The organism is Lysinibacillus sp. Ag94, assembly GCF_023242215.1.
GTDB lineage: Bacteria > Bacillota > Bacilli > Bacillales_A > Planococcaceae > Lysinibacillus.
The window spans coordinates 743,572-766,721 of record NZ_CP096780.1 but is presented as its reverse complement, the minus strand read 5'-3'; the positions used below and the strand labels follow the sequence as shown (position 1 = coordinate 766,721).

At 37.3% G+C, this 23,150-nt stretch carries 18 protein-coding genes; 1 reads left to right on the top strand and 17 read right to left on the bottom strand.

Going from position 1 to position 23,150, the window contains the following annotated elements; translation table 11 throughout:
- Positions 1–3: 3 nt before the first annotated feature.
- From MY533_RS03355 to MY533_RS03300, 12 genes are all read right to left on the bottom strand, one after another.
- Positions 4–849 carry an ABC transporter permease gene (locus MY533_RS03355; protein ID WP_248718028.1) on the bottom strand — a complete coding sequence of 282 codons (846 nt, stop codon included), beginning with the start codon at positions 847–849 and terminating at the stop codon, positions 4–6.
- Positions 846–1,781: an ABC transporter ATP-binding protein gene (locus MY533_RS03350; RefSeq protein WP_248718027.1), complete on the bottom strand. Its 936-nt coding sequence runs from the start codon at positions 1,779–1,781 to the stop codon at positions 846–848. The genes MY533_RS03355 and MY533_RS03350 overlap by 4 nt, the downstream gene beginning before the upstream one ends.
- Positions 1,781–4,168, bottom strand: a complete 2,388-nt coding sequence (locus MY533_RS03345) for a DUF8725 domain-containing protein (protein ID WP_248718026.1) — start codon at positions 4,166–4,168, stop codon at positions 1,781–1,783. The genes MY533_RS03350 and MY533_RS03345 overlap by 1 nt, the downstream gene beginning before the upstream one ends.
- Before the next feature lie 341 nt (positions 4,169–4,509).
- On the bottom strand, positions 4,510–5,403 hold the full coding sequence (locus MY533_RS03340; protein WP_132357897.1) for a transcriptional regulator CcpC: 894 nt from the start codon (positions 5,401–5,403) through the stop codon (positions 4,510–4,512).
- Positions 5,404–5,471: 68 nt separating this feature from the next.
- Positions 5,472–5,912 (bottom strand): cyclic-di-AMP-binding protein CbpB, encoded by a 441-nt coding sequence (gene cbpB, locus MY533_RS03335; RefSeq protein ID WP_100543286.1) that lies wholly within the window; start codon positions 5,910–5,912, stop codon positions 5,472–5,474.
- A gap of 245 nt (positions 5,913–6,157) precedes the next feature.
- Positions 6,158–6,397, bottom strand: a complete 240-nt coding sequence (locus MY533_RS03330; protein WP_132357765.1) for a short-chain dehydrogenase — start codon at positions 6,395–6,397, stop codon at positions 6,158–6,160.
- A 135-nt stretch (positions 6,398–6,532) separates the two neighbouring features.
- Positions 6,533–7,300, bottom strand: coding sequence for a 2,4-dienoyl-CoA reductase (gene fadH / locus MY533_RS03325; protein WP_248718025.1), 768 nt, complete (start codon positions 7,298–7,300; stop codon positions 6,533–6,535).
- Between the two features lie 485 nt (positions 7,301–7,785).
- Entirely contained in the window at positions 7,786–8,970 is a 1,185-nt protein-coding gene (locus MY533_RS03320) for an iron-containing alcohol dehydrogenase (RefSeq protein WP_248718024.1), read from the bottom strand.
- Between the two features lie 16 nt (positions 8,971–8,986).
- On the bottom strand, positions 8,987–9,748 hold the full coding sequence (locus tag MY533_RS03315; RefSeq protein WP_248718023.1) for a 3-hydroxybutyrate dehydrogenase: 762 nt from the start codon (positions 9,746–9,748) through the stop codon (positions 8,987–8,989).
- A 12-nt stretch (positions 9,749–9,760) separates the two neighbouring features.
- Entirely contained in the window at positions 9,761–11,077 is a 1,317-nt protein-coding gene (locus MY533_RS03310) for a GntP family permease (RefSeq protein WP_248719139.1), read from the bottom strand.
- A 70-nt stretch (positions 11,078–11,147) separates the two neighbouring features.
- Entirely contained in the window at positions 11,148–12,668 is a 1,521-nt protein-coding gene (locus MY533_RS03305; RefSeq protein WP_248718022.1) for a CoA-acylating methylmalonate-semialdehyde dehydrogenase, read from the bottom strand.
- Positions 12,669–12,683: 15 nt separating this feature from the next.
- Entirely contained in the window at positions 12,684–13,607 is a 924-nt protein-coding gene (locus tag MY533_RS03300; protein WP_256469510.1) for an NAD(P)-dependent oxidoreductase, read from the bottom strand.
- Positions 13,608–13,846: 239 nt separating this feature from the next.
- Between MY533_RS03300 and MY533_RS03295 the strand changes: the two genes are divergently transcribed.
- Positions 13,847–14,461, top strand: a complete 615-nt coding sequence (locus MY533_RS03295; protein WP_248718020.1) for a TetR/AcrR family transcriptional regulator — start codon at positions 13,847–13,849, stop codon at positions 14,459–14,461.
- Between the two features lie 234 nt (positions 14,462–14,695).
- Here MY533_RS03295 and MY533_RS03290 read toward each other — a convergent pair whose 3' ends face one another.
- The 5 genes from MY533_RS03290 to MY533_RS03270 form a co-directional block, all read right to left on the bottom strand.
- Positions 14,696–16,699 (bottom strand): putative bifunctional diguanylate cyclase/phosphodiesterase, encoded by a 2,004-nt coding sequence (locus MY533_RS03290; RefSeq protein WP_248718019.1) that lies wholly within the window; start codon positions 16,697–16,699, stop codon positions 14,696–14,698.
- A gap of 29 nt (positions 16,700–16,728) precedes the next feature.
- Positions 16,729–18,885, bottom strand: coding sequence for an RNA degradosome polyphosphate kinase (locus tag MY533_RS03285; RefSeq protein WP_248718018.1), 2,157 nt, complete (start codon positions 18,883–18,885; stop codon positions 16,729–16,731).
- Complete coding sequence (locus tag MY533_RS03280) at positions 18,875–20,428, bottom strand: Ppx/GppA family phosphatase (RefSeq protein WP_248718017.1); 1,554 nt, start codon at positions 20,426–20,428, stop codon at positions 18,875–18,877. The genes MY533_RS03285 and MY533_RS03280 overlap by 11 nt, the downstream gene beginning before the upstream one ends.
- A gap of 283 nt (positions 20,429–20,711) precedes the next feature.
- Positions 20,712–21,614: a chemotaxis protein gene (locus tag MY533_RS03275; RefSeq protein ID WP_132357787.1), complete on the bottom strand. Its 903-nt coding sequence runs from the start codon at positions 21,612–21,614 to the stop codon at positions 20,712–20,714.
- Positions 21,615–21,794: 180 nt separating this feature from the next.
- A complete protein-coding gene (locus MY533_RS03270) occupies positions 21,795–23,120 on the bottom strand; it encodes an MFS transporter (protein ID WP_248718016.1) in 1,326 nt (441 codons plus the stop codon).
- Between the last annotated feature and the right edge of the window lie 30 nt (positions 23,121–23,150).

The window sequence follows — 23,150 nt, the reverse complement described above, 5'->3', positions numbered from 1 at the left end:
TCCTTATCGATTACTTTTCATATTGGCACGTAATTTTCTAATCGCAATTGTTAAACAAACAACAATGATCAACGAATAAGCTATTAAATAACTAATCCATACAGGTAATTTCACGCCCGAAACTTGCACTAAAGCATCGCCCATTGATGATGAAGTAAGTGTAAGCATTAATGCACCTGGGTTAATAGCAGCCCAGAAGTAAGTCATATAGGAAGCACCAGTACTTGTGGTATTCCCCATTTGGTGGAAGGCCATCGACAAGAAGAAGAAAAACGCTGTAATACCACCTAAAAAAATGATCGAACCGTACGTAGAAATCATCGCAACAATTGTCCGCTTTGTAATGGTTGAAAACATAACACCAATACTACCAATGGCTACAACTGTTAATAAATAAAATAAAAATATCGAAATTAATTGAGACGGTGATACGCCTCCAAATAAAAATACTAAACTATACAATGGTAACCCTGCGATAAGCATTAATACTAAAAATGCTACCGAGGATAGTAATTTTCCAATGATGATTTGAGTAGAGCTTTGTGTCGTTGTTAGTAAAATATTTAAAGTTTGCTTTTCCCTTTCGCTACTAATTGCACCAGCAGTTAAGCTCGGTGTAATGAAAAGAACAAGAGCCATCTGTAAAATTGTTAACACTGCGAACATCATAAAGCTTGTGTCTGGTCTGAAGAATCCCTTGCCTGTGAATCCAGTCGTTATAAGCAAAAATCCTACGATAAAAATACAAATAACCGCTAAATAAAACATTAAACCTGAAAAGCTTTTAAAAGAACGGAAGCGTAACTTCAATTCTTTTACGAATACCGGATTATAAAATCGCTCCATCATTGATTGTCCGCTCCCTTCGTAATCGCCATAAAGACATCCTCTAAATCTTTTTCCTCTTCGCTTAATGCATAAATAGGTAAATTCGCAAGTATTGCCTTTTTCAATAGTGCTACCTGATCGTCATCTGTTCCTCGGTAATTAAAGGCTATCTCTAAGCGATTATCCATTACATCTATAGAGGAGATCAGTGGATCCTCCTCCAAAAACGCACGTACCTCGTTTAAACGATCCGTTACTTTTACGACGATACGCTTCTCCCCCTGTAGCTGTGCTTGAATGGAAGCTACATTGCCATGAGCGATAAGCTTACCATTATCAATTACACCGATTTCATCACACATTTCTGCAAGCTCAGGCAAAATATGTGAGGAGATTAAAATCGTTTTTCCCATAGCTTTTAAATTCCGTAAAATATCTCGCATTTCTACTCGAGCACGTGGATCCAAGCCTGAAGCAGGTTCATCTAAAATTAATACTTTAGGATCATGGATAAGGGCACGCGCTAAACAAAGACGCTGCTTCATCCCACGTGACAGTAAATCAACATATTCATGACGTTTATTTGTTAAATTCACGAGCTCTAGTAGCTGTGGAATAAGTACTTTTCGTTCAGCTGCCCCAATGCCGTAACTGGCACCGTAAAAATCTAAGTATTCGTCTACTTTTAGTTGATCATAGACGCCAAAGAAATCCGGCATATAACCAATTTGTTTTCGAACTTCCTTTGGTTCCTTAATAACGCTTTTACCATTAATAATGGCATCACCTGAAGTTGGAGATAGCAACGTTGCTAAAATCGAGAATGTAGTCGATTTACCTGCCCCATTAGCACCTACAAAACCAAAGACAATCCCTTCCTCCAAAGATAGATTCAAATGATCTAGTGCTGTAAAGGAGCCGTACCTTTTCGTTAAATCACGAATTTCAATCATTATTTCGCCACTCCCTTCAGCTCTACATCTGGTAATTTTGTTTCCTCACCTGTTTGATCTGATCCGAATTTAATTTCAATCAGCAATTCATCATTTTCATTGAAGTATTTTTTTATGTTACCTGTAAACACCTGCTTCTCATCTACTAATGGCTCATAATTTTTCGTTTCGTTATTCCAAATTGATAGCTGCATGCGATCCATATCCTTATTTGAAACTGTCAGTTCGTTTAATGTTTGAACTGAATTCATAAACTTATCTGGCATCGCGATGGATACTTCATGGGAACCATCAGATAAGTGCCAAGTATTTAACTGTTCATCTACTTTTTCAGCATACGAATTAGGAGATAGTTGGTTTACTGAATACGTAAAGTTGTTACGTTTCATCGTAAATGGACCTGATAACTCAACTTTTCCTTGAAATGGCTGAACAAAATAGGAAATTGGAGACATATTGGCACTTGTTTCTAGCTCAACCCCAGCAATTGCTTGGTCTGCCCATGCTGTAATGACAGGTTTTTTATCATCTTCTACAAGCGGTAATGCCATAGATTTCATACCCTCGATACGTGAAGGATTCACGTCTTCCTTCTTCGTTGGATAATTATTGAAATTGTAATTAGTAAAATTAGATGGTTTTTGTAGAACCGTTGCTTTTAGCTCTGTGTCGACTTTAAGTGTACCGTTCGCTTCAATGTCGCCAAGTTTAATTTCTTTAATGCCGGAAATTAACGTAACATCCTTCAGGGCAAACGGGAAATTGTTCTTAATTGTCCCAGTAAGCTTTTCATTATTTAACGTAATATCGATATCCATCTTCCCAAGATTATGTGCCGTTGACTTCCCTGCAAACGATTGCACAGACCAATAGCTTAAATCACGTAGTGTTAACGTTGAACCATTGGCATTTTCCTTAATATAGGATAGTTCATGTAAATCCTCTCTTACCCCTGCGAAATTAATAGAATTTCGTAGCGCGACTGCACTTGTATTCTTATCTGCATTCACAACAAAATCACCACTACGATTTGTTAAAATGGACTCTACATAATAACCATTTACACTACTATCTTCATTAATTTTATAAAATGCAGACTGTTGAATTTGCGGTTGCCCAATTCGATCTTTTGCACCAAAAATAAATAGACTAATAGAAAACACAATTGATATCGCAGGAATGATCCACCATGCATGCTCACGTTTGTCTATTTTCTTTAAAATGAAATATAAAATAGGGCCAATTATTAAAATATATAAAATAATAACCATTAGCATATAGCTAACAGATACTTCAAACGATGGGAATAATTCATTGATGTTACGCAGATCATATGAAATTTCATCTAGTGGTGACTGTCCATTTGCTATCGAAGCTTGTTGTGATATCTTTTGAATATTTATCAATTTTCCCACTAATGCTGGGTAGCCATCCATAGATGCAAGTGGTTGATCCCCTAAAGAAAAAGTTGTTTGAATAATTTCTCCACTGCCGACTTTTTTCTTAGACGCTAAAATGTTATTGTTATCTGTTAATACAGGAATACTTCCTTTGTTTTCAGTTGCGCCATATATAGAAATAGGCTGTGTAAAAGTTCCTCCACCTGATAATTTTGATAGGCTATTTGCAGAAACAGATGTCATTTGCTCGGATAATGCCAGTGGTAAATAATCTTTGAAAATACCTGCTGTTGCCGTTAGCTGATCAGCAGCTCCTACTATTAATGTTCCACCATTCTGTACCCAATTTAATAAAGACTCTTGTTGCTTTTGCGATAAATCAGCAATAGCAATTTCATCGATAACCACAACATTCGCCATCACAAATCCTTGTGGATCCTCTGGCAGTGTATAGTTCTTGATTTGCTTTAAATTGAAAACTTCCACATTATTTTGAGAAGCTAATTGGGATAACTTCAAAAATGCTGATAAACGATCGCTTTTATCCGTTAATGTATAAATAAAAACTGATGAAGGATCTAAAAAGTTACCTTGTAGCTGTTTTGTTCCTTTATATGCAACCTTTTTTCCTTTTTCAATGCCTCCTTCATAAAATGCAAACACATCTGCATCCCAGGAATCGATACCTTCTAGATATATTTCAAATGTTTTTTCTTCTCCCGCAGCTATATCTATTGGAAATACTTTAGCAGACGCAACTTGATAGGAATTGGCAGTATTGATAACCATGTCTCCAGAAAAATCTGTACCATTATTTGTTACTGTTATTTGAAGTGGCACAACTGATTGGTGTTTTGCTTTACCTGCAATCCCTACCTTAGCCTCCACGTCCAATGTAGCCGCTGCACTGGCCTGCTCCACAGGTAGAATAAAGCTAATAATAAGCATGAATAACAGTATAAATGCTGTAATATTCGTTTTTTTCAAAAACTCAACCCCTTTTATGTAAATTGTTGGCTACATAATTATACGATTTAAATTGCATTTTGTTCCATTTCTTATGACATCTTCATGAATATTCATAAACTCTTAAGAATTAACTAATTGCAAAATTTACGCATGTAAGTAAAGTGAAGTCTAAGAAAAAGGTTTCACACACAGATTTGTGTATGAATCCTTTTTCCCTTTGGAAGGTGGATGCGCTAAAATTTAAAAGTTGGGTGATACGATAGTAAATTGGTGTGAGCCGCGTGAGTGAAGTGGCCCATCTTATCGACATTGTAAAAAAAAGCAGCCCCAAGTGAATCGCTTGAGACTGCCTTGATATATTATTTTTTTTTCGTATAATCAAACAAACATCGCGCATGGTCTTGCACTACTTCTACAAAAGCCTCTACTTGCCGTAATTCAAATGAAGATTCATAGCCAATTAGCCAAGTATCACGCGTTATACCAAATTCTTTTTCGTTATTCGTTAACGCTATTTTATTAATACCATCATGATCATTTAAAGTAATGGAAGGTAAAATAGCATAACCAATGCCGTTCAATGCCATTTGCTTACAAATTTCAATCTGATCAACTAAAATTTGTTTTCGTGGATTTGAAGCGAAATGCTGTTGCCACCATTGTTGTATTTCCTGATAGTAATTGGAATCACTTTTATATTGAATAAAAGGTCGGTCTGTCGTCAAGACATCTTCTATAGTTTTTAGCTCTTGATCTACTAAATAAAGGGTGTCACGAAATAGGTGGATTTTTTCCCCCTTCCAATCAACCTGCCCACGCACAATTCCTATATGAGCCTCACCTTCATAAAGCGCTTTTACTATTTCAGAGCTCCAGCCAGTCATAAGAGAGATTTTTGCATCAGGATATTTCGATACAAAATCCTTTAATATTATCGGAAGCCAGTTTTGGCCGACAATCGATGCACAGGCGATTTTCAATGTCCCGTTTACTTTCGTCGTTAGTGATTGGATTGTTTCAAATATCTCTTCTTTTTTGCTGAGCATTTCAGTTGCATAGGCAATAATAAGCTCTCCAGCAGGTGTCGCCGTAAGTCCCTTTTGCGAACGAATAAATAACTGCGCACCCCAGTCCTTTTCAATAGTCTGCAACCGTTGTGAAAGTGCTGGTTGAGATAAAAATAACCGTTCTGCTGCTTTACGCATATTACGTTCCTCTGCTAGTACTTTTAAAATTTCAGCCTCCGTTGCCATCAATCAGTAAACCTCCGATACAAGCAAAGAGGGCCTCATGATTTTCATCTGAGTCCCCTCTTAAACTACTACTCTTTTTGATAAATATATTTTTTCAATTGCTTTAATATAACACGTCTCGTTAAAATTCCCGCAAATGTTCCTTCTTCGTCCACAACACATAAAAAGGCGTGATTAATAACTAAGTCGAGCGCTCGCTGAAAAGTATCCGTCAACTTTAATACAGCGATATCCTTCTCCATTATTGTATCCACTTTAATATCGGGTAGCTTTTCATATTCAATATGTTCTAGTCCAAGAATGGATTCAGTAATCATTTTCATACTTAGTAAACCTTGAAGTCGATATTTCAAATCTAAAACAGGTATCGATGAATACCCTGTACGTGTAAGTACTAAGAGTGCATGTTCCGCACTATTTCCACTTTGTACATGCGCAACCTTTTCAGATGAAATAATAAAATCACTAATTGGCATTGCTAATAAGTCTTTGCTGTTAGTTGAAATCATGAACTTCTTCTCCTTTTCTGTCCTCGCTTTGCAGAACAGGATGCTTCCCTTTTATCATATCATAACTATTCCTTTTATGACCACGACAAGGTCGAGAAGAGTTTTGATAAAGCAACGAATTATTTTAGCATTTTGAACAAAACTAAGTATCGAAAGTGCATATATACGAGGGTATTTGAGGACGATGGAGATATATCTTCATTCAGCCTCATTTATGATATAAACTGAATGAAGATATTATTTACTTAATATCCAGCCTTACTCCAGTAATAAAAAATCATTATTCCTAAAAAGAGTAAAAAAATGATGTATACCCAAACAACGGGGTTGAGCATAGTCGCATACTCTTCAACGGTTTCAGAAATCGGTGTATCGTTTTCTGATTTCCGTTTAGACGTCATTTTAGCAATTTTCAGCGTCGATACAAGTGAAATGGCAGAAATAATCGTAATGGCAATAAGAGCCGGTATTAACCACATACCCATTCGGCAAAACTCCTTTCTTTACCCTTAGTATGCGTCAACCCGGCTCTCCATTATGCAAAGTTTTTGTTATCAATTAGCCTCGACAAAATAACAGCTGTCACTTCGCTTCCGCTACAGAAAAAAATGCTAAAGAAGTTAGAATGGATACTGATTAAGCCATTGCCCGCCATCAAGTGTCACACATTCACCGTTCATATAGCTTGCTTTTTTAGACATTATAAATGTAGCTAAATCTGCAATTTCTTCAGGAGTACCTATCCGGCCTAATGGAACAGAGTCTAACGTACGAGCAGCTGCAGCCTCTGATTCCCATAGCCTTTCCGCACCACCTGTACGCTCAATTGGACCAGGAGCAATTGCATTTACTCGAATGCCATATTGTTTCCCCCATTCAACAGCTAATGTTCGAGTTAATGACAATACACCTGCTTTAGCTGCTGCTGAATGAATAACACCAGCACCTGCGTTCCATGCGTATGTTGCAACCATATTAAGAATAGATCCCTTCATATTATTTTGAATCCAGTACTTACCGACTGCCGAAGAACAAAAGAATGTCCCATTTAAAACAATATCAATAACAGTCTTCCAACCATTTGGTGATAAATCCTCTGCATGCACTATAAAATTACCAGCTGCATTATTCACAAGCCCATCAACTTGTCCAAACTTTTCAACAGCAAATGCTAGCATTGCCTCTGCATGCTCAGGTACTCGAACATCCATTTGGAACGTTTCAATCGTTTTTCCGGCCTCTAATATAAAGGCTTTCGCCTCTGCTAATCGCTCCTCGTTACGACCTGTAATGACAACATTTGCCCCTTCAGCAACAAATTTCTTTGCCATATAAAGCCCCATACCATTTGATCCACCCGTTATAATAATTGTTTGCCCCTGCAACATACGATTTCCCCCTTAAAAAATGAATGGTGATTCACATAAATATTACTATATTTTCTCGTATATGTCATATTATTTCTGTAAAACAATTGGGGCAGTCCTGTTAGCAGAGATTCTTAAGTTGTGAGCGTATTTTACTGACGCGCTGTTTTCGCTTCTTGATTACTCGCTCTAGTGGCTTCCTTTGCAATAGTAACTTTCCAAAAAACGATAGTGGTGCTATCTCTGACACCATTTTTTTGATATTCTTTAACGTTGACCAAATGCTCTCTTGATCCTCAGTGTTGAAGAAAGAATTATAACTGTTAATAGGGTTTGAATATAGTTCATGGGGGACATTCTAGTAAGCCATCTGTGGTTAGAAAAAGGTGATTTTCTAGCCTCCATTCCCCATCACTCTGTTCAAATCTTTTAACATAATCAATAAAAAAAGAGTTACAAATTAAATATGATTTGTAACCCTATTTTAGACAGTTCTGTTCGAAATTCTAAAACTCATAATGAAAGGCTATTTTATAAAGCTCCATTAGCTCTTCCTGTGTCGGAATCTTAGGGTTATTTCCAGGGCTACCGCTAGCAATTGCATCAGCTGTCATTTTTGGAATAGCAGCGTAAAAGGCTTGTTCTTCAATTCCCCACTGTTTTAAATTCCCTATATCCATCTTCTTGCACATTCCCTTTATCGAAACAATGGCTAAATCGGCAAGCTCCTCTTGTGATAAATGCTTATTATCTCTATTAAAAAATTTACCTAAATCCGCTAGTCGATCGACACAAGCATCCTTTGAAAATTCTAATACTGCTGGTAAAAGCATGGCATTTGAAATACCGTGGGGCACATGGAATAACGCTCCAATTGGACGAGACATGCCATGTACTAAAGCAACAGAGGCATTTGAAAACGAAAGACCTGCTTGCATTGAGCCTAGCGACATCGCTTCCCTCGCTTCAATATCGTTACCTTGCTCATAAACTTTTAAAATATTATTAACGATTAACTCCATGGCCGATAGTGCCAGTACATTCGAATAAGGATGTGCTAAACGAGATAAATAACTTTCAATAGCATGACTTAATGCATCGATACCAGTCGCTGCTGTGATAGCGGGTGGAGAGGTAACCGTTAAAATCGGATCTACAATGGCGATGGTTGGCATAAATGCAGGTTGCTTTATCATCATCTTCACGTCATTTTTCGTATTCGTAATAACTGTTGCATCCGTGGCTTCCGAACCAGTACCAGCCGTTGTTGGTATCGCAATATGTGGGATTGGTGCTTGCTCAGCTATTTTTGCCATTTTCATATAATCACCAATGTAGCCACCATTCATTGCAACTACTGCGATTGCTTTTCCTGTATCGATACAGCTCCCACCACCGACGGAAATAATAATATCGCAGCCCTCGGATTGTAATTTATGAAGCCCCTCCGCTACATACGTATCTACTGGTTCCGTTGTTACGCCTAAATATGAAATCGCTTCTAAACCACTAGCTCTTAACAAAGCACTACATTGATGAACAAAGCCTAAACTATCCATTATTGGATCACTAATGATAAGAGCCTTAGTCCCCAATTTTTTTGCATAATCGCCTACTTCTTCAAAAGAATCGCGTCCATAAACGATCGTTCCTGGCGAATGAACCGTATAGATTGTTTTTGTTTGAATCATATCTAATCCCCCTAAGCTATTGTGCTGTATAACCGCCATCCAAAAGTATTGCTTGACCTGTTATACCCTTCGCGATATCACTTGCCAAATAAAGTGCTAGCCCCGTAACTTCCGATACATCTAGTAAACGTTTTTGAGGAACGAGTGAATAAAGCACCTGCTCAAGCACCTCTTCTACTTGAATTCCCCTTGTTTTTGCCAAATCCGTAAACTGATTACGTACTAATTCTGTTTCGACATACCCTGGACAAATCGCATTCACGGTTATCCCTTCAGTTGCAACCTCTAGTGCCGCCACTTTCGTTAAACCAACTAGCCCATGTTTGGCAGCATTGTAGCCTGCTTTGCCTGCAAACCCAATAACGCCATTAATGGATGCCATATTAATAATGCGTCCAAACTTATTTTTCTTCATATGTGGTAAGACATATTTCATTGCTATAAAAGGTGCAACAAGCATCACTTTTTGCATGGATTCGAAGATTTCTGTCGCGAAGTCCTCTATAAGAGCAACATGCTGAAACCCAGCGTTGTTAATTAAAATATCGATTGTCTTAAACTTTTTAACAGTAAAGTCAATCGCATCACATATTGCCTGTTCATTCGTAACATCACATGTGTATGCTGTTAATTGCGGATAGTGATTAATTGCCTCCGCTAAAAGCTGTTCATGAATATCTGTTATCACGACATTCGCTCCCTGCTCAGCAAACGCTAGTGCCATGGATAACCCGATACCACGGGCTGCTCCTGTAATAAAAACTGTTTTTCCCTTCACGCTTAGCCCCCCCTACATTCCTAGTGAGAATAATATAATAGCCAGAATTGTACCTATTATAGGTATAATGACGGTTAAGGCACCAAAAGGCATATAAGCATCTTTATGCTTTTCATTACATACAGAATTGATAGTTGTGACTACATAACCACCATGAGGTAATGAATCGAGAGATCCCGATGCAATAGCAATTGTACGATGTAATGCCTCCGTATCTACTCCCATATCAGTATAGTGCGGAGCAAGTAAAGGCATGGCAATTGTTTGTCCGCCCGAAGCCGAACCTGTTAATCCTGCTATTACAGCAATGGCTAATGCACCACCAATTAATGGACTTCCAGGAATATTTGTCATGACGTCAACTGTTGCCAAAAATGAAGGAGTAGCTTTTACTACACCACCAAAACCAACCACTGCTGCTGTATTAGCAATCGCTACAACGGCACCCATAGCACCAGCTGCTAGTGTTGCTCCGACAGGTTTTGAATATTTATAGCTCACTAAATAAGCCGTTATACATCCACCCGTTAATGCTACAATTAAAGCTGAAGTTCCAAGAGAATCATGGAACACAAAGGAAATACCTAAAACTACTAATAGAGGTACAAGACTTAGAATTGGACTCGGAAGCTTACGAGATTCATCAACTACTGGATCATTAGATCGTTCAATAAATACTTCTCCGCTTTTTACTGCACGTTTAATCATCCAATTTAGCCACACTGATCCACCAATTGCCATAAAAATTGCAACAACTATACTTACTTCCCATCCAGCATATGGCGTTGTATGAAGGTATCGAATAGGAATCCAGTTTTGAATTTCTGGTGAACCTGCTGAGGTCATCGTAAACGTTACAGAGCCTAACCCTAATGAAGCAGGAATAAAGCGCCGTGGAAAATTAGCTTCCTTGAATAAACTAATAGCCATTGGATATACGGAAAAGGCTACGATAAACACCGAGACACCACCATACGTTAGTACAGCTGCGGCAAGTACTACTGCATAGGCTGCATATTTCACTCCAATTTTTTCTACAATCCATTTAGAAACACTATCCGCTGCTCCCGTATCTTCCATTACCTTTCCGAAAATGGCTCCTGCCATAAACATTAAATACCATGAGCCGACGAATCCAGTGAACCCATCCATATAACTTGTTAAGAAGTTAGCTTGATTCTCATCTGCTGTTTGTGGAAAAAATGCTAAACCATTCGTTATGGCCGCTAGCAATGCAGTCAATGGTGCTGAAATCAGTAAATTTACGCCTCTCATCGTTAAATACACAAGTAACGCTAAACTACCAAAAAGCCCAATGTATTCTAACATCCCCAACCCCATCCCCCTCTTATTCTTTTAGAAAAAAAGAGCTGCACGTGAATACAGCTCTTTTCTTGTATTAGTCGTTATTACTTGGGAATGCAAACGTCGATGCTGTCGAAGCATGCCCTGTCATCCAACGCTCTGATATTGTTTTTGTTTTTGTGAAGAAGCGTGCTTGATCTGGACCAAACATATGCCCCTCTCCAAAACGGGAGCCTTTAAATCCAGCAAAGTTATGGTAGCCTACCGGGATTGGAATTGGTACATTCACACCCACCATTCCAACATCGATTTCTGTTGTAAATTTACGAGCTGCTAAACCGTCATTCGTAAAAATGGTTACCCCATTTCCAAGCTCATGCTTATTAATAAGTTGGATTGCTTCGTCCAGCGAATCAACACGTACAACATTTCGCGCTGGACCAAATATTTCTTGTTCATAAATTTCCATACCTGGTTTTACGTTATCTAACAATGTTGGCCCTACAAAGAATCCTTTTGAATCTTTGACAATATCAAGTTCACGACCATCACAGACAACTGTTGCCCCTTCAGACTCTCCTCGATTGATCGCAGCAATAATCGCTTCCTTTGATTGCTGTGAAATGACAGGGCCAAAGTCTGTTTCAGGATTTGTATAGGAGCCTACCTTCAAATTAGCGATTTTCTCCTTTAATATTGCAACAAGACGATCTGCAGTTTCCTTTCCAACAGGCATAATCGTAGAAATAGCCATACAACGTTGAGAGGCTGCTCCATAAGCTGCTCCAATAAACGCATTTGCTACCTGATCCAGATCTGCATCAGGCATAACAACCATATTGTTTTTTCCTCCACCAAGTGCTGTGACACGTTTACCGTATTTCGAGCCCGTTTCATAAATATATTTGGCAACTGGTGTCGACCCTACAAATGAAATTGCTTCCACACTCGGGTTTTCTAATAGTTCATTTACTGCATCTTTATCTCCATTTACTACCGTCCAAATACCATCTGGTAACCCAGCCTTTTTCCAAAGCTCGCTAACAAATAAAGCAGTCATAGGAACACGTTCGGAAGCTTTTAAAATAACTGCATTCCCGACAGCAATTGCCATACTTGTTTGCGCTAAAGGCACCATGATCGGGAAGTTAAATGGCGAAATAGCCGCAACAACACCTAATGGATATTTTGCAGAGTAGGCATTAATGTCACCACCAACATTAACGGAGTACTCTCCCTTCATGAAATGAGGTGCATTGATAGCTAAGTCAACAGACTCTATTCCGCGTGTAATTTCACCTTTCGCATCCTCGATTGTTTTACCGCTTTCTGTACAAATAATTTGTAAAAGCTCCTCCATATTGTCAGTTATAAGATTACGGAACTTTAATACAATGTCGGCACGTTTAGCTACTGACGTATCTCTCCATTGTGGAAATGCTGCCTGTGCCTTATCGATTGCCTCTCGAGTTTCTTCTACCGTAGCAAGTGGCACCTTGGCAATGACCTCACCCGTCGTTGGATTAAATACTGAACCGAAGCGTCCGCTTTTCCCTTCTACTAGTTCTCCACCAATAAAGTGCGTTAAAGTTTTAACCTCTTGTGCTGTCGTCATATTTCTAGTCCCCCTTTAAATTTGTTCAATTTTACATTGTTCTTTTAAACTTAAATAAGTTGCAGACATATCATGTTCTCCATAGCCCTGCTGAGAAATATCGCGATAAAGATTCACTAATTTTTCTCCAATTCGAAGTGGTACCCCTGCTTCTTCTGCCATATCTTGCGCTAGCTTCAAATCTTTTAATAATAGATTTGTAGAAAAGCCTGGCTGATAGTTGTCATTTTTCATGTATTCTAAATAATTACGTTCATAAATACGGCTTTGACCATAACTATTACTTAATACTTCATACAGCGTATCTGCATGAATACCCATCTTTTCACCAAGCACGATTGTTTCAGCGACTGCTTCTGTATAGAATCCAATCATTAAATTATTGAGTAATTTAATACGTGTACCTACACTTGGGGATGTACCTAAATGGAAAATGTTTTTTCCTACTATTCGGAATATTTCAGAGCCAGCTTGATAATTTTCTTCTTCACCACCAACCATTATCGTAAGTGTTGCATGAATAGCCCCTATAACACCTCCACTAACAGGTGCCCCAAGATAACGTAATCCTAATGATTGTGCTTCCTTATGTAAGGAATCATTCAATTCGGGATTTACCGTACTAAAGTCTATTAATAAACTTCCTTTCTTAGCATGGTGCATTATACCCTGTTCAGCTTTATATACTTGTTCCACTACTTGTGGTGTCGGCAAGCTCGTCATAATAATATCACTTTGCTCAGCAACCTCCTTTGCTGTTGGAAGTCCAACTCCACCTTCTTTTTTAAATTGCTCCACTGCTTGTGAATTCGTATCAAAGCCATATACCTTATAGCCAGCCTTTAATAAATTGACTGACATCGGTAACCCCATATTGCCTAAGCCGATAAAACCTAATTTCTCCGTCATTGTTGACCTCCCCCTAACTTGAAAATTCAATGAACACTAGCCAAACTCTCCACTTTTATCGTAACATTAATAACGAGATTTATTGATTGACCACAGTCATTGACCACGGTCAATTAAATCATAATCAAAATAAATCCATCTCGTCAATTAAAAAATTTATATTTTCAGAATATTTTTCATTGAAAATATGTTAAGGAGTCGCCAGTCTTTAACAACTGTCATCCACAACATTTGGTGATGAGCCTTAAAAATGGAGGTAAAATCGAAAGATGAATTCATTAACTAGTCGACAATTAAAGGCATTAGAAACACGTGAAAAATTACTCAAAGTCTCATTAGATTTATTTAATAAACATGGATTCGAGCATGTATCTGTTGAGCAAATTACTAAAGCATGTAATGTATCAAAAGGAACATTTTACACACATTTTCCATCCAAGTACGATGTTATTTTAGAAAAGTTTAAAGAGCTAGATAGTTTTTATGGCTCTGTGAAAAAAAATATTGATCGTACATTGCCGCCAAGTGAAAAAATTTTATTGCTGTATAAAGAACAAATGAAGTATTTAACAAATGTTGTTGGCAAAGATTTATTACGAACAGTGTATACTGCTGCGATGACGAATCAAGTGGAACAAGATCATTATTTAATAAATCCACAAAGAATGATTTTTCAAATTATGAACACGTATATCGAAGAAGGTATTCAACTTGGCGAGTTTCGGCAAGATTTAGAAGTTAGTCAAATTCAAGCAATTATTCAGCGTTGTATGCGTGCCAATGTTTATGATTGGTTAATCCATAATGAAGACTTCGATTTATCAGCAGAAATGGTGCAATTTACAGCTATTGTGTTAGATGGATTGAAAGTAGAAAATAAATAGCTAATAGTGTTTGCTAATGCGGATGCTTATTGCACTCGGGTGAAGTCATTTTCTAATCCGACTGAATCTCTGTTCGTTCAAGTTGCCAAAAAAACTGCTCGGGTAAAGCCACTATTCGATCGGATAGCTAGGAGATTTGATCACCGAGTTGAACGTAGTAGAGTGATCAGGTCAAACGCTAAAAAAGTAGCACTTCATCCAATTCACGATGAAGTGCTACTTGACTTGTTGACATTAGCTGACAAAATATTTATTAACAATCGTTTCTACAGGTAATGGCTTGTTATATAAAAAGCCTTGTCCTTTTTGGCAACAATGACGTTTTAGGAAATCAACCTGTGATGGCTCCTCGATCCCTTCAGCAATGACCTCTAATCCCAAGTTATGAGACATTGAAATAATGGCCTTAATAATTGCCTCATTTTTATCATCTTTCGTAATATCAGCTATAAATGATTGATCAATTTTTATGATATCTATCGGATAACGCTTTAAATAGCTTAAAGATGAATAGCCTGTCCCAAAATCATCAACCGAAACATAAACACCTAATTGCTTCAATTCGGTTAAAATTGAAAATGTTTCATGAACATTTGTCATGGAGCTTTCGGTAATTTCCACCTCTAATAACTCAGGTGGCACATTATACTTTTTCAAGGCCGTTTTAATTTTCCGAGCAAAGTTCTCTTTCCTAAATTGCTTTGGTGAAATATTGATGGCAATTCGCACTGGTCGATAGCCCTTCATCTGCCACTCTTTTTGATAGCGACATACCTCGTCAATAATCCAATCACCGATTTCAATTATTAAGCCGGATGCCTCCGCAATAGGGATAAACTGTGCAGGAGACACAAAGCCAAACTTTCGATTATTCCATCGTAATAATGCCTCAAAACTATTGATGCTGTTATTCATTAAATCCATTTGTGGCTGTAAATGGATACTTAGCTCATTAAATTCGATAGCACGGCGTAAATGGGCCTCCATTAGCGCTTCATTTGGAAAAATAGTTGTCATATCTTCACGATAGTAACGGTAATGTGAACGCCCATGCTCTTTTACAGAAAACAATGCTTTATCCGCTTTACGTACAAGTGTTTCTAAATCCTTGCCATCTGCTGGACTGAGTGAAATACCAATTGACACGCTAATAAAGTATTCCTGCCCATCAATCATAAATGGTTGCTTTAATGTGTCTAAAATAGCATTAGCCGTAAGTTCAATTTTGTTGACGGTTGCATCTTTTAGCACAAAAATAAATTCATCGCTATTATAACGATAAAGCGAGCATTTGGAGTAACAGAGCTCACGAAGTCTATGGCTAAACATTCGCATAAGTTCATCACCCTTACTTTCACCAAGGGATTCATTAAACTTTTTAAAGCGATCAATATCCACTAAAATAATAGCCGCTTGCTTATTATGCTTTTTACCATTTAAATGCTGAAGCCAATGTTCCTTAAAAGCTTTGCGATTCCAAATACCCGTTAATTCATCCATTAATGCTAGGTAATAAAAGGCCTCATGATCATTCATAAATGAAGTGGCCTCTTTCACAAATAAGTGTACACCTAAAATTTCACCATTAAAGTACGTTGGATGCGTTCTTAAATAAAATGGTTCTTTACTTAGCAATTGACCTTTAAACATACATTGGGGCATACCAAATGCTGAGCCCTCAATAGTTTTTGCAAATAATAATTTAAATTCGTTGATATACTTACTCTCTAATAATGAAAAAATATTTTGCCCTATCAAGCTTTGATGTTCTTTTGACAATAGAGAAGTGGCAACAACGTTTTGGTGAATAATGTGACCTTGTAAATCAGTTGTTAATACCGGACTTACATGCTGTTCCACAAATTGCAAATACGGTTCTACCTCATTCTGTTTCTCCCGTAAAATAACGGCTATCACTGATTTTTCTAAGGGCTGTACACGAACAACAAATGTTTTTACCATGTGCTCTGTACGTTCCTTTAGACTTTGGTCTTTATTAAATTCTTGTTGTAATATTTTTGATAATTGTAGCCAACATTGCTCCGTAAAAAATTGTTCTGCGTTGGTGGCTTTCACATCTTGTAGCTTAATAAATGACGGTAGCTTTTCGTTAAAATTTACGACTTCAAACGCTTTTGTATCAACTTTTTTCAAACATACGATTGCATCAAATGGGTTGAGCTGTATGAATTGATGATAGTCTGCAAATTGCGCTACACTCTCTTTATATTTTTTCATTATATCCCTCACTAAGTAGCGTGTTTGCTTTATTCTTCGTCTAGCGTAGGTTTTAGTGCATCCTTTAGGAAAATTTCCTGACTATTAATTGGATCTTCACCACGGTCAAACTCTTTATAATGATATTTCCCATTGGAGTCTTGAATCCGAGCTTTTGCTGTATCCTCAAGTTGTGTATTCATGATGTTAATAATACGAGCTTTTGCTTCGCTTGCATATACAGGGAATAAAATTTCCACGCGTTTAATCATATTACGCGTCATCATATCCGCAGAAGATAAGTATACTTTATTTTCCCCATTATGATGGAACCAATAAATACGAGAATGCTCAAGGAAACGACCAACAATACTCGTTACTGTTATGTTTTCACTAATTCCAGGGATGCCTGGTCGAATGCAACAAATCCCACGAATGATAAGCTCTACTTTCACACCAGCAATAGACGCCTCATACAGCTTCATCATTAAGTCTTTGTCCGTTAGTGAATTCATTTTAGCTCGAATAAAACCATTCCCATGCTTTTTATGACAAGCAATTTCTTCATCCATTAATCGGATAAATTCATCTCGAATATCAAATGGCGCCACGACTAAATGATTAAAAGTTGGCTTTTCTGTGTAACCGCTTAAATAATTAAAAAAGTTAGTAGCATCAATGCCAAATTCCTTATCTGTTGTTATTATACCCATATCTGTATAAATTTTTGCAGTTGCATCATTATAATTTCCTGTCCCAAGATGTACAAAACGTTCAATTTTTCCGTTTCGACGACTTACAACAAGCGTTATTTTCGAGTGTGTTTTTAAGTTATTCATACCGTAAATGACCAGGCAGCCAGCTTGCTCAAGTTGCTTTGCCCAATGCACATTATTTTCTTCATCAAAACGTGCCTTCAATTCAACTAACACTGTTACCTGTTTACCATTTTCCGCAGCGAACTTTAATGCTTGTATAATAGGTGAGTTCCCACTAACACGATACAATGTTTGTTTAATCGCTAAAACGTTCGGATTAACGGCCGCTTCTGAGATAAAATCTACAATTGGTGCAAATGACTCATATGGGTGATGGAAAAATATATCTTGTTGCAGAGCTTTTTCAAAAATATTTTCATCCGATTGCAAATCTAATGGTGGCTGTGGAATAAAGCTTTCATATTCTAAATGTTCCCGACCAACCGATATGCCTTTTACAAACGAGAACATAAATGTTAAATCTAGTGGTCCATTGATATGAAAAACATCTGTTTCTTCAATTTCAAATTCTTCTAGTAAGTATGTAAGAACTTCCTCGCTCATCTCGCCCTCACGAACTTCTAGACGGCTCCCTACACCCCATTTACGTTTTTTCAACTCTTTTTCAATTTCTACAAGTAAATCTCTTGCTCCTTCCTCATGAATCGTTAAATCAGCATTACGTGTCAAACGGAAAGCCTGTGCAGATTTGACACTGTAACCATAAAAGAGCTTCTCGATATGCGCTACAATCACGTCTTCTAATAAGACAATAACTGTCTCTCCATCTGCTGATGGTACTTTAATATAACGATCTAAGACGGATGGAACTTGTACGATCGCTATCTTTTCACGATTTTCTGAGTCGGCTTCATTTTGCTCTAATAAAACAAGTAAGTTTAAAGTTTTACCAAGTAAAGTCGGGAAGGGACGATAAGCATCTACAGCTACGGGTGTTAATACAGGGAAGATTGTTTCTGCAAACATTTCATTGACGAATGCTTTCTGTGTGCTATTTAAGTCTTTCATGTCTGCAATATGTACATTATGTTGTGGTAATAAATCATATATTAAATGTCTATATACTTCAGTTTGTCGGCGCACTAATGCCTGAGTTCGTTCTGCAATTTTTGCTAATTGTTCTTTTGGTGTTAAGCCTGACTTATTTTCAGGCTTATGGAAACCTGCACGTACCTGATCCTGTAGACCCGCAACACGCACCATAAAAAATTCATCTAGATTCGAGCTAAATATCGCCAAAAATTTCAACCGTTCTAACAGAGGATTGTTGCTATCCTCTGCTTCCTCTAAAACTCGTTCGTTGAAGGCTAACCAGCTTAATTCACGATTATTATAGTATTGCGGCTTAGCGATTTCCTCTAGTAAACGACCTTGTGCTTCTGTTAAATTTCCTTCACCTAACTCATTATTCGTAACTTCAGTTGTCATAATTGTTCAACCCTTCTTCAATAAAGTTTATTTTTATAGGTATTTTTAGTGCGCGTTCTAGATGTTTTTTATGTCGATTTGCTTGATATTTTTCAGCAGCCGCATTATGTTTCACATAGATGTTAAGCTGAACATAATCCTCTTTTGTTTGCATCTTAATGGAACGTACTATCTTTCTTTTAGATACATTTAACGCATAGACAAATTTTAAAAGTGCGCCAAAGTCTCGTATTTTACGATACTCCTCACGACTCATCCATTCTGTAAAAGGAGCTGCGAATAGCTGAAAATAATCTTTATTTTTATACGAGGCTAAAAGTGCTAATTTCACACGCTCTTTATGATTTAGCCCATCGATTGATTGGTTCGCAATTAAATAAAAGGTATGCTGACTCGCCGAACTTAACTCAATATACTCCCCTATATTAAAAACCTTCGCCGCTTTCGCCAATAATTGCAAATCCTTTGGATTATGTTGTAAATAACCGAAGCGACAACATTCACGGTACAATTGATCCGTTAATCGCGTCAAATAGTCCACTTCTGCTTCAGTTCGACCATACTGACGAGCCAATCTTTTAGCGTTTCCCTCAAACACATTGTATTTATCAAACGCCCTTTTATCTGTTTGCAAAATACGCTGTATAATGAGTCCTTCTCGCAAACCTTTCTTTGTTATTTGGAACAGCTTACTGCTGACGACCTCCATTAACACATTGAAAACCTCTAGTGCAGGAGCGATGATGTCCGCACGATCTGCCGAAAGCCCATCTAACTGCTTCAATTCACTAAAACTTAAACTACCTAAAAACATACTGAGCTCAACTAAATTTTCCTTAGTCATTTCGTAGCCATGTACACTTGCTATTGGATATCCATGTTTTTGCTGATGAATTTGAGCAACATTTCGAGCGCTTCCACCAATGGCGATAATCGGTAAACCGATATCCTGAATCCACGGAAGTGATTTGAACTGTTCTTTCACAAATGCAATGAGTTCCTTTTTTTCACTACCATTCATAATCTCGCCCTTTACAAAACGTTGCTTTAAAGAAACTGTACCAAAAGGAAAACTATAAGATTTTTGTAGTTCTTTATTTTCAAAAAGTGTTATTTCTGTACTACCACCACCAATATCAATCGTTACAGCAGACTTCGTGCCTATTGAATGCGCTACAGCAACAAAGCCATAATAGGCCTCTTCTTCTTCAGATAATAGCTCTATTTGAATGCCTGTTCGTTCTTTCATGACGGTAATAATTTTTGCTCTATTTGTTGCCTGACGGATTGCAGCTGTTGCAGCAGCTTTAACATCAGTCACCTCAAAATCATCGAGCATTGCTTTATAAGTCAATAATGTTTCTGTTAATACTTGTATACCTTCTTCAGACATTTCACCAGAGGGCTGTAAATATGTACGTAACCGTGCAACTGTTTTAATATTTCCAATCTCACGAAGTCCCTCTTCTTTATCGTATTGATACAATACTAATCGGATAGTGTTAGAGCCAATATCGATGATAGCCGTTTTTAAATCATTCAAATAATCACTTCCTTAACGCGTACATTCATTTTTAGCCTCTTCGGTCTGTAGATACAAAGCTGTGGGCTATTAGCTTGCCAGTGTCAGGATACTCACGTCAAAGTTTTATAGACAAGTTGGCCGCCCTTATTATTTTGTTCCTAGCATCATTTATCTATACAAAAAAGCCGGAGCCTAAAAGGCATCCGACTTCTTAAAATTATGAATATACTTTCAGGATACCCATTATTATTATTGTGAAGTACCTTAATCTTTATTGTTAAACCCTGATAAAAACTTATTTTTATAAGATAAGTTGATCTATACGTAAAATAAGCTCCGCAATTTCAGGCTTACTAATTTGATCCTCTGCACCTACTTGGTCACCTTTATGACGAAGATCATCCGTAATTAAGCTTGAGAAAATAATAACTGGAAGCTTTTGGAGGTCTGGATGCTCTTTTATTTTACGTGTTAAATGATGCCCATCCATTTGTGGCATTTCAATGTCTGTCACAACTAATTGAATATGCTCGGCTACTTCGTTACCACCTTTGACGATAGTTTCGAGATATTCATAAGCATCACGTCCATTTTCAAAGAATTCAACATTCGCATAACCTGCCTCATTCATAGTATCGAATAAGAGCTTACGTAGTAACGGTGAATCTTCAGCAATTAAAATTCGTTTTTCAGAACGCTCACGTTTACCGAGCTTTTTAACGGATTCTACACTAATACCAGAATCCGGATTTATATCCACCATAATTCTTTCGAAATCTAGTAATAAAATCATCTGTTCATTTTGCTTAATAACACCAATTACTTGTGATGTTCCTCCTTGATACATATCAGAAGGTTTCTCGATTTGATCCCATGAAATACGGTGGATCTGCGTTACATTATCTACATGGAATACTACGCGCTGTTTATTAAACTCAGCTACAATATATTTTTGCTGAGGACTACGCTCTGCCTTTTGAATCCCTAATACTCGGAGCATATCAACTACTGGTAAAACCTCACCTCGTAATTGAATTATCCCTTCTACATGCGGGTGCGCGTGTGGAATAAATGTTACTGGAATCGGTTGAATGATTTCCTTTACTTTAATAACGTTAATACCAAATTTATTGTTCGCTACTTCAAATTCAACAATTTCTAGCTCATTTGTGCCACTTTCTAACAATATACCTTTATGTTCCAAAGCAACCCCGCTCCTTTCTCCTCAACTACAATTTAATTTAAAATATAATTCAATTGTATCATAGGCAATACATTTCTCCTACTTGCTTTTTCCAATTTTATTTTGAACATGGGTTGCTTTCATAACATTGGGTTGATTTCCACTCCAACAGGGCGCTTAACTAGGCGTGCATACGTTTTTTCAAATGCCATCCCCAACTTTTGAGCCATTAACTTTCAGATGTACCAATAGGCCAATTATCGTCATCACAATTAATGTCGATAATGCAACACGACTTGCTAGCGTTCCGTAATCTTTCATCCATAATGTGACCGTTCCATAAACTGCCGGCCCAATAATGGACGATACTTTACCCGAAAATGCGAATAAGCCAAAAAACTGACCCCGTTTGCCTTCTGGAGACAATTCAATAATATATGTTCTAGATGTTACCCACATGGATCCTAGCGATACGCCAAACATACTACCTGCAAGCCAGAACATCCATTGCTCTGTCGCAAAGACAGCAAATGTTAAAGCGACAATCATTAATAGCGCCACCACGGTAATTGCACGTTTGGCTCCTATTGCTTTTGTTATATAACCAAATGTAAAAGAGCCTATAATAGTTGAAACCGTAGACACTAAGTAAAGCACGATAAATTGACCCGAAGTAAAGCCAACAATCGTTGTTGCATATACAGCCATCATTGCAATGGTTGTTGCAATGGCATCATTTAAAAAGAAATAAGCAATCATAAAGGTGAAAATAGTTTTATATTGCTTCATATCTTTAAAGGTTTGAACAATTTCCTTATAGCCATCTAGAAATTTAATAGGCTTGCGCTGAGACCTTGAAATTGGTGTATCCTTATTAATAAAAAATAATGGCAAAGAAAATAACAAATATAAAATTGCAGTTGGAATAAATGCTCGATGGAATCCACTATTTCCTACATACAAATAAACAAGTAATCCAAAAATTGTACCAAGATATCCAATCGCTACCCCATAGCCAGAAATAAGGGGCATTTCTTCTTTTGTCCCTAAATCACTCATCATTGAATCATAGAACACTAGACTTGAATTAAAGAAAAATTTTGCGATGATAAAGCTAACTACAACTAAAAATAAACTAAGTGGCACACCTGAATAATTTGTTGACGTTTGTAGATTCGCAAAAACACCCATCATAAAGGTGGCAAAGATTGAGATAGATGCAAACCACACGATAAATCTCTTTTTATAGCCCGTATTATCTATCCATACACCAAAAAGTGGTGAAAAAACGACGAGGAAAAAGCTAGCAATGGCATTCGCATAAGAAATAAATGTGCTTGCCACCTGCTGCATTACCTCATTGGTCCCTAAAATTTCATCCATATAAAAAGGGAAAAATATAGTATTAATATTTGAAGAAAATATTGTATTCGCAAAATCATAAAATGCCCACGATAAAATTGGCAGTGATAAATAAAGAGCTAACTGGCTCCGATGCTGTGCGTTTACTACTGAATTTCGCTTCATAAAACCCTCCTCCCCATTCTCTATAATATT

Bases quoted from the DNA above. Each gene is read 5' to 3' on its own strand.
- MY533_RS03355 (WP_248718028.1), bottom strand. From the start codon at position 849: ATGATGGAGCGATTTTATAATCCGGTATTCGTAAAAGAATTGAAGTTA.
- MY533_RS03350 (WP_248718027.1), bottom strand. From the start codon at position 1,781: ATGATTGAAATTCGTGATTTAACGAAAAGGTACGGCTCCTTTACAGCA.
- MY533_RS03340 (WP_132357897.1), bottom strand. From the start codon at position 5,403: ATGGCAACGGAGGCTGAAATTTTAAAAGTACTAGCAGAGGAACGTAAT.
- cbpB (WP_100543286.1), bottom strand. From the start codon at position 5,912: ATGATTTCAACTAACAGCAAAGACTTATTAGCAATGCCAATTAGTGAT.
- MY533_RS03330 (WP_132357765.1), bottom strand. From the start codon at position 6,397: ATGGGTATGTGGTTAATACCGGCTCTTATTGCCATTACGATTATTTCT.
- fadH (WP_248718025.1), bottom strand. From the start codon at position 7,300: ATGTTGCAGGGGCAAACAATTATTATAACGGGTGGATCAAATGGTATG.
- MY533_RS03320 (WP_248718024.1), bottom strand. From the start codon at position 8,970: ATGATTCAAACAAAAACAATCTATACGGTTCATTCGCCAGGAACGATC.
- MY533_RS03310 (WP_248719139.1), bottom strand. From the start codon at position 11,077: ATGTTAGAATACATTGGGCTTTTTGGTAGTTTAGCGTTACTTGTGTAT.
- MY533_RS03305 (WP_248718022.1), bottom strand. From the start codon at position 12,668: ATGACGACAGCACAAGAGGTTAAAACTTTAACGCACTTTATTGGTGGA.
- MY533_RS03295 (WP_248718020.1), top strand. From the start codon at position 13,847: ATGAATTCATTAACTAGTCGACAATTAAAGGCATTAGAAACACGTGAA.
- MY533_RS03290 (WP_248718019.1), bottom strand. From the start codon at position 16,699: ATGAAAAAATATAAAGAGAGTGTAGCGCAATTTGCAGACTATCATCAA.
- MY533_RS03285 (WP_248718018.1), bottom strand. From the start codon at position 18,885: ATGACAACTGAAGTTACGAATAATGAGTTAGGTGAAGGAAATTTAACA.
- MY533_RS03270 (WP_248718016.1), bottom strand. From the start codon at position 23,120: ATGAAGCGAAATTCAGTAGTAAACGCACAGCATCGGAGCCAGTTAGCT.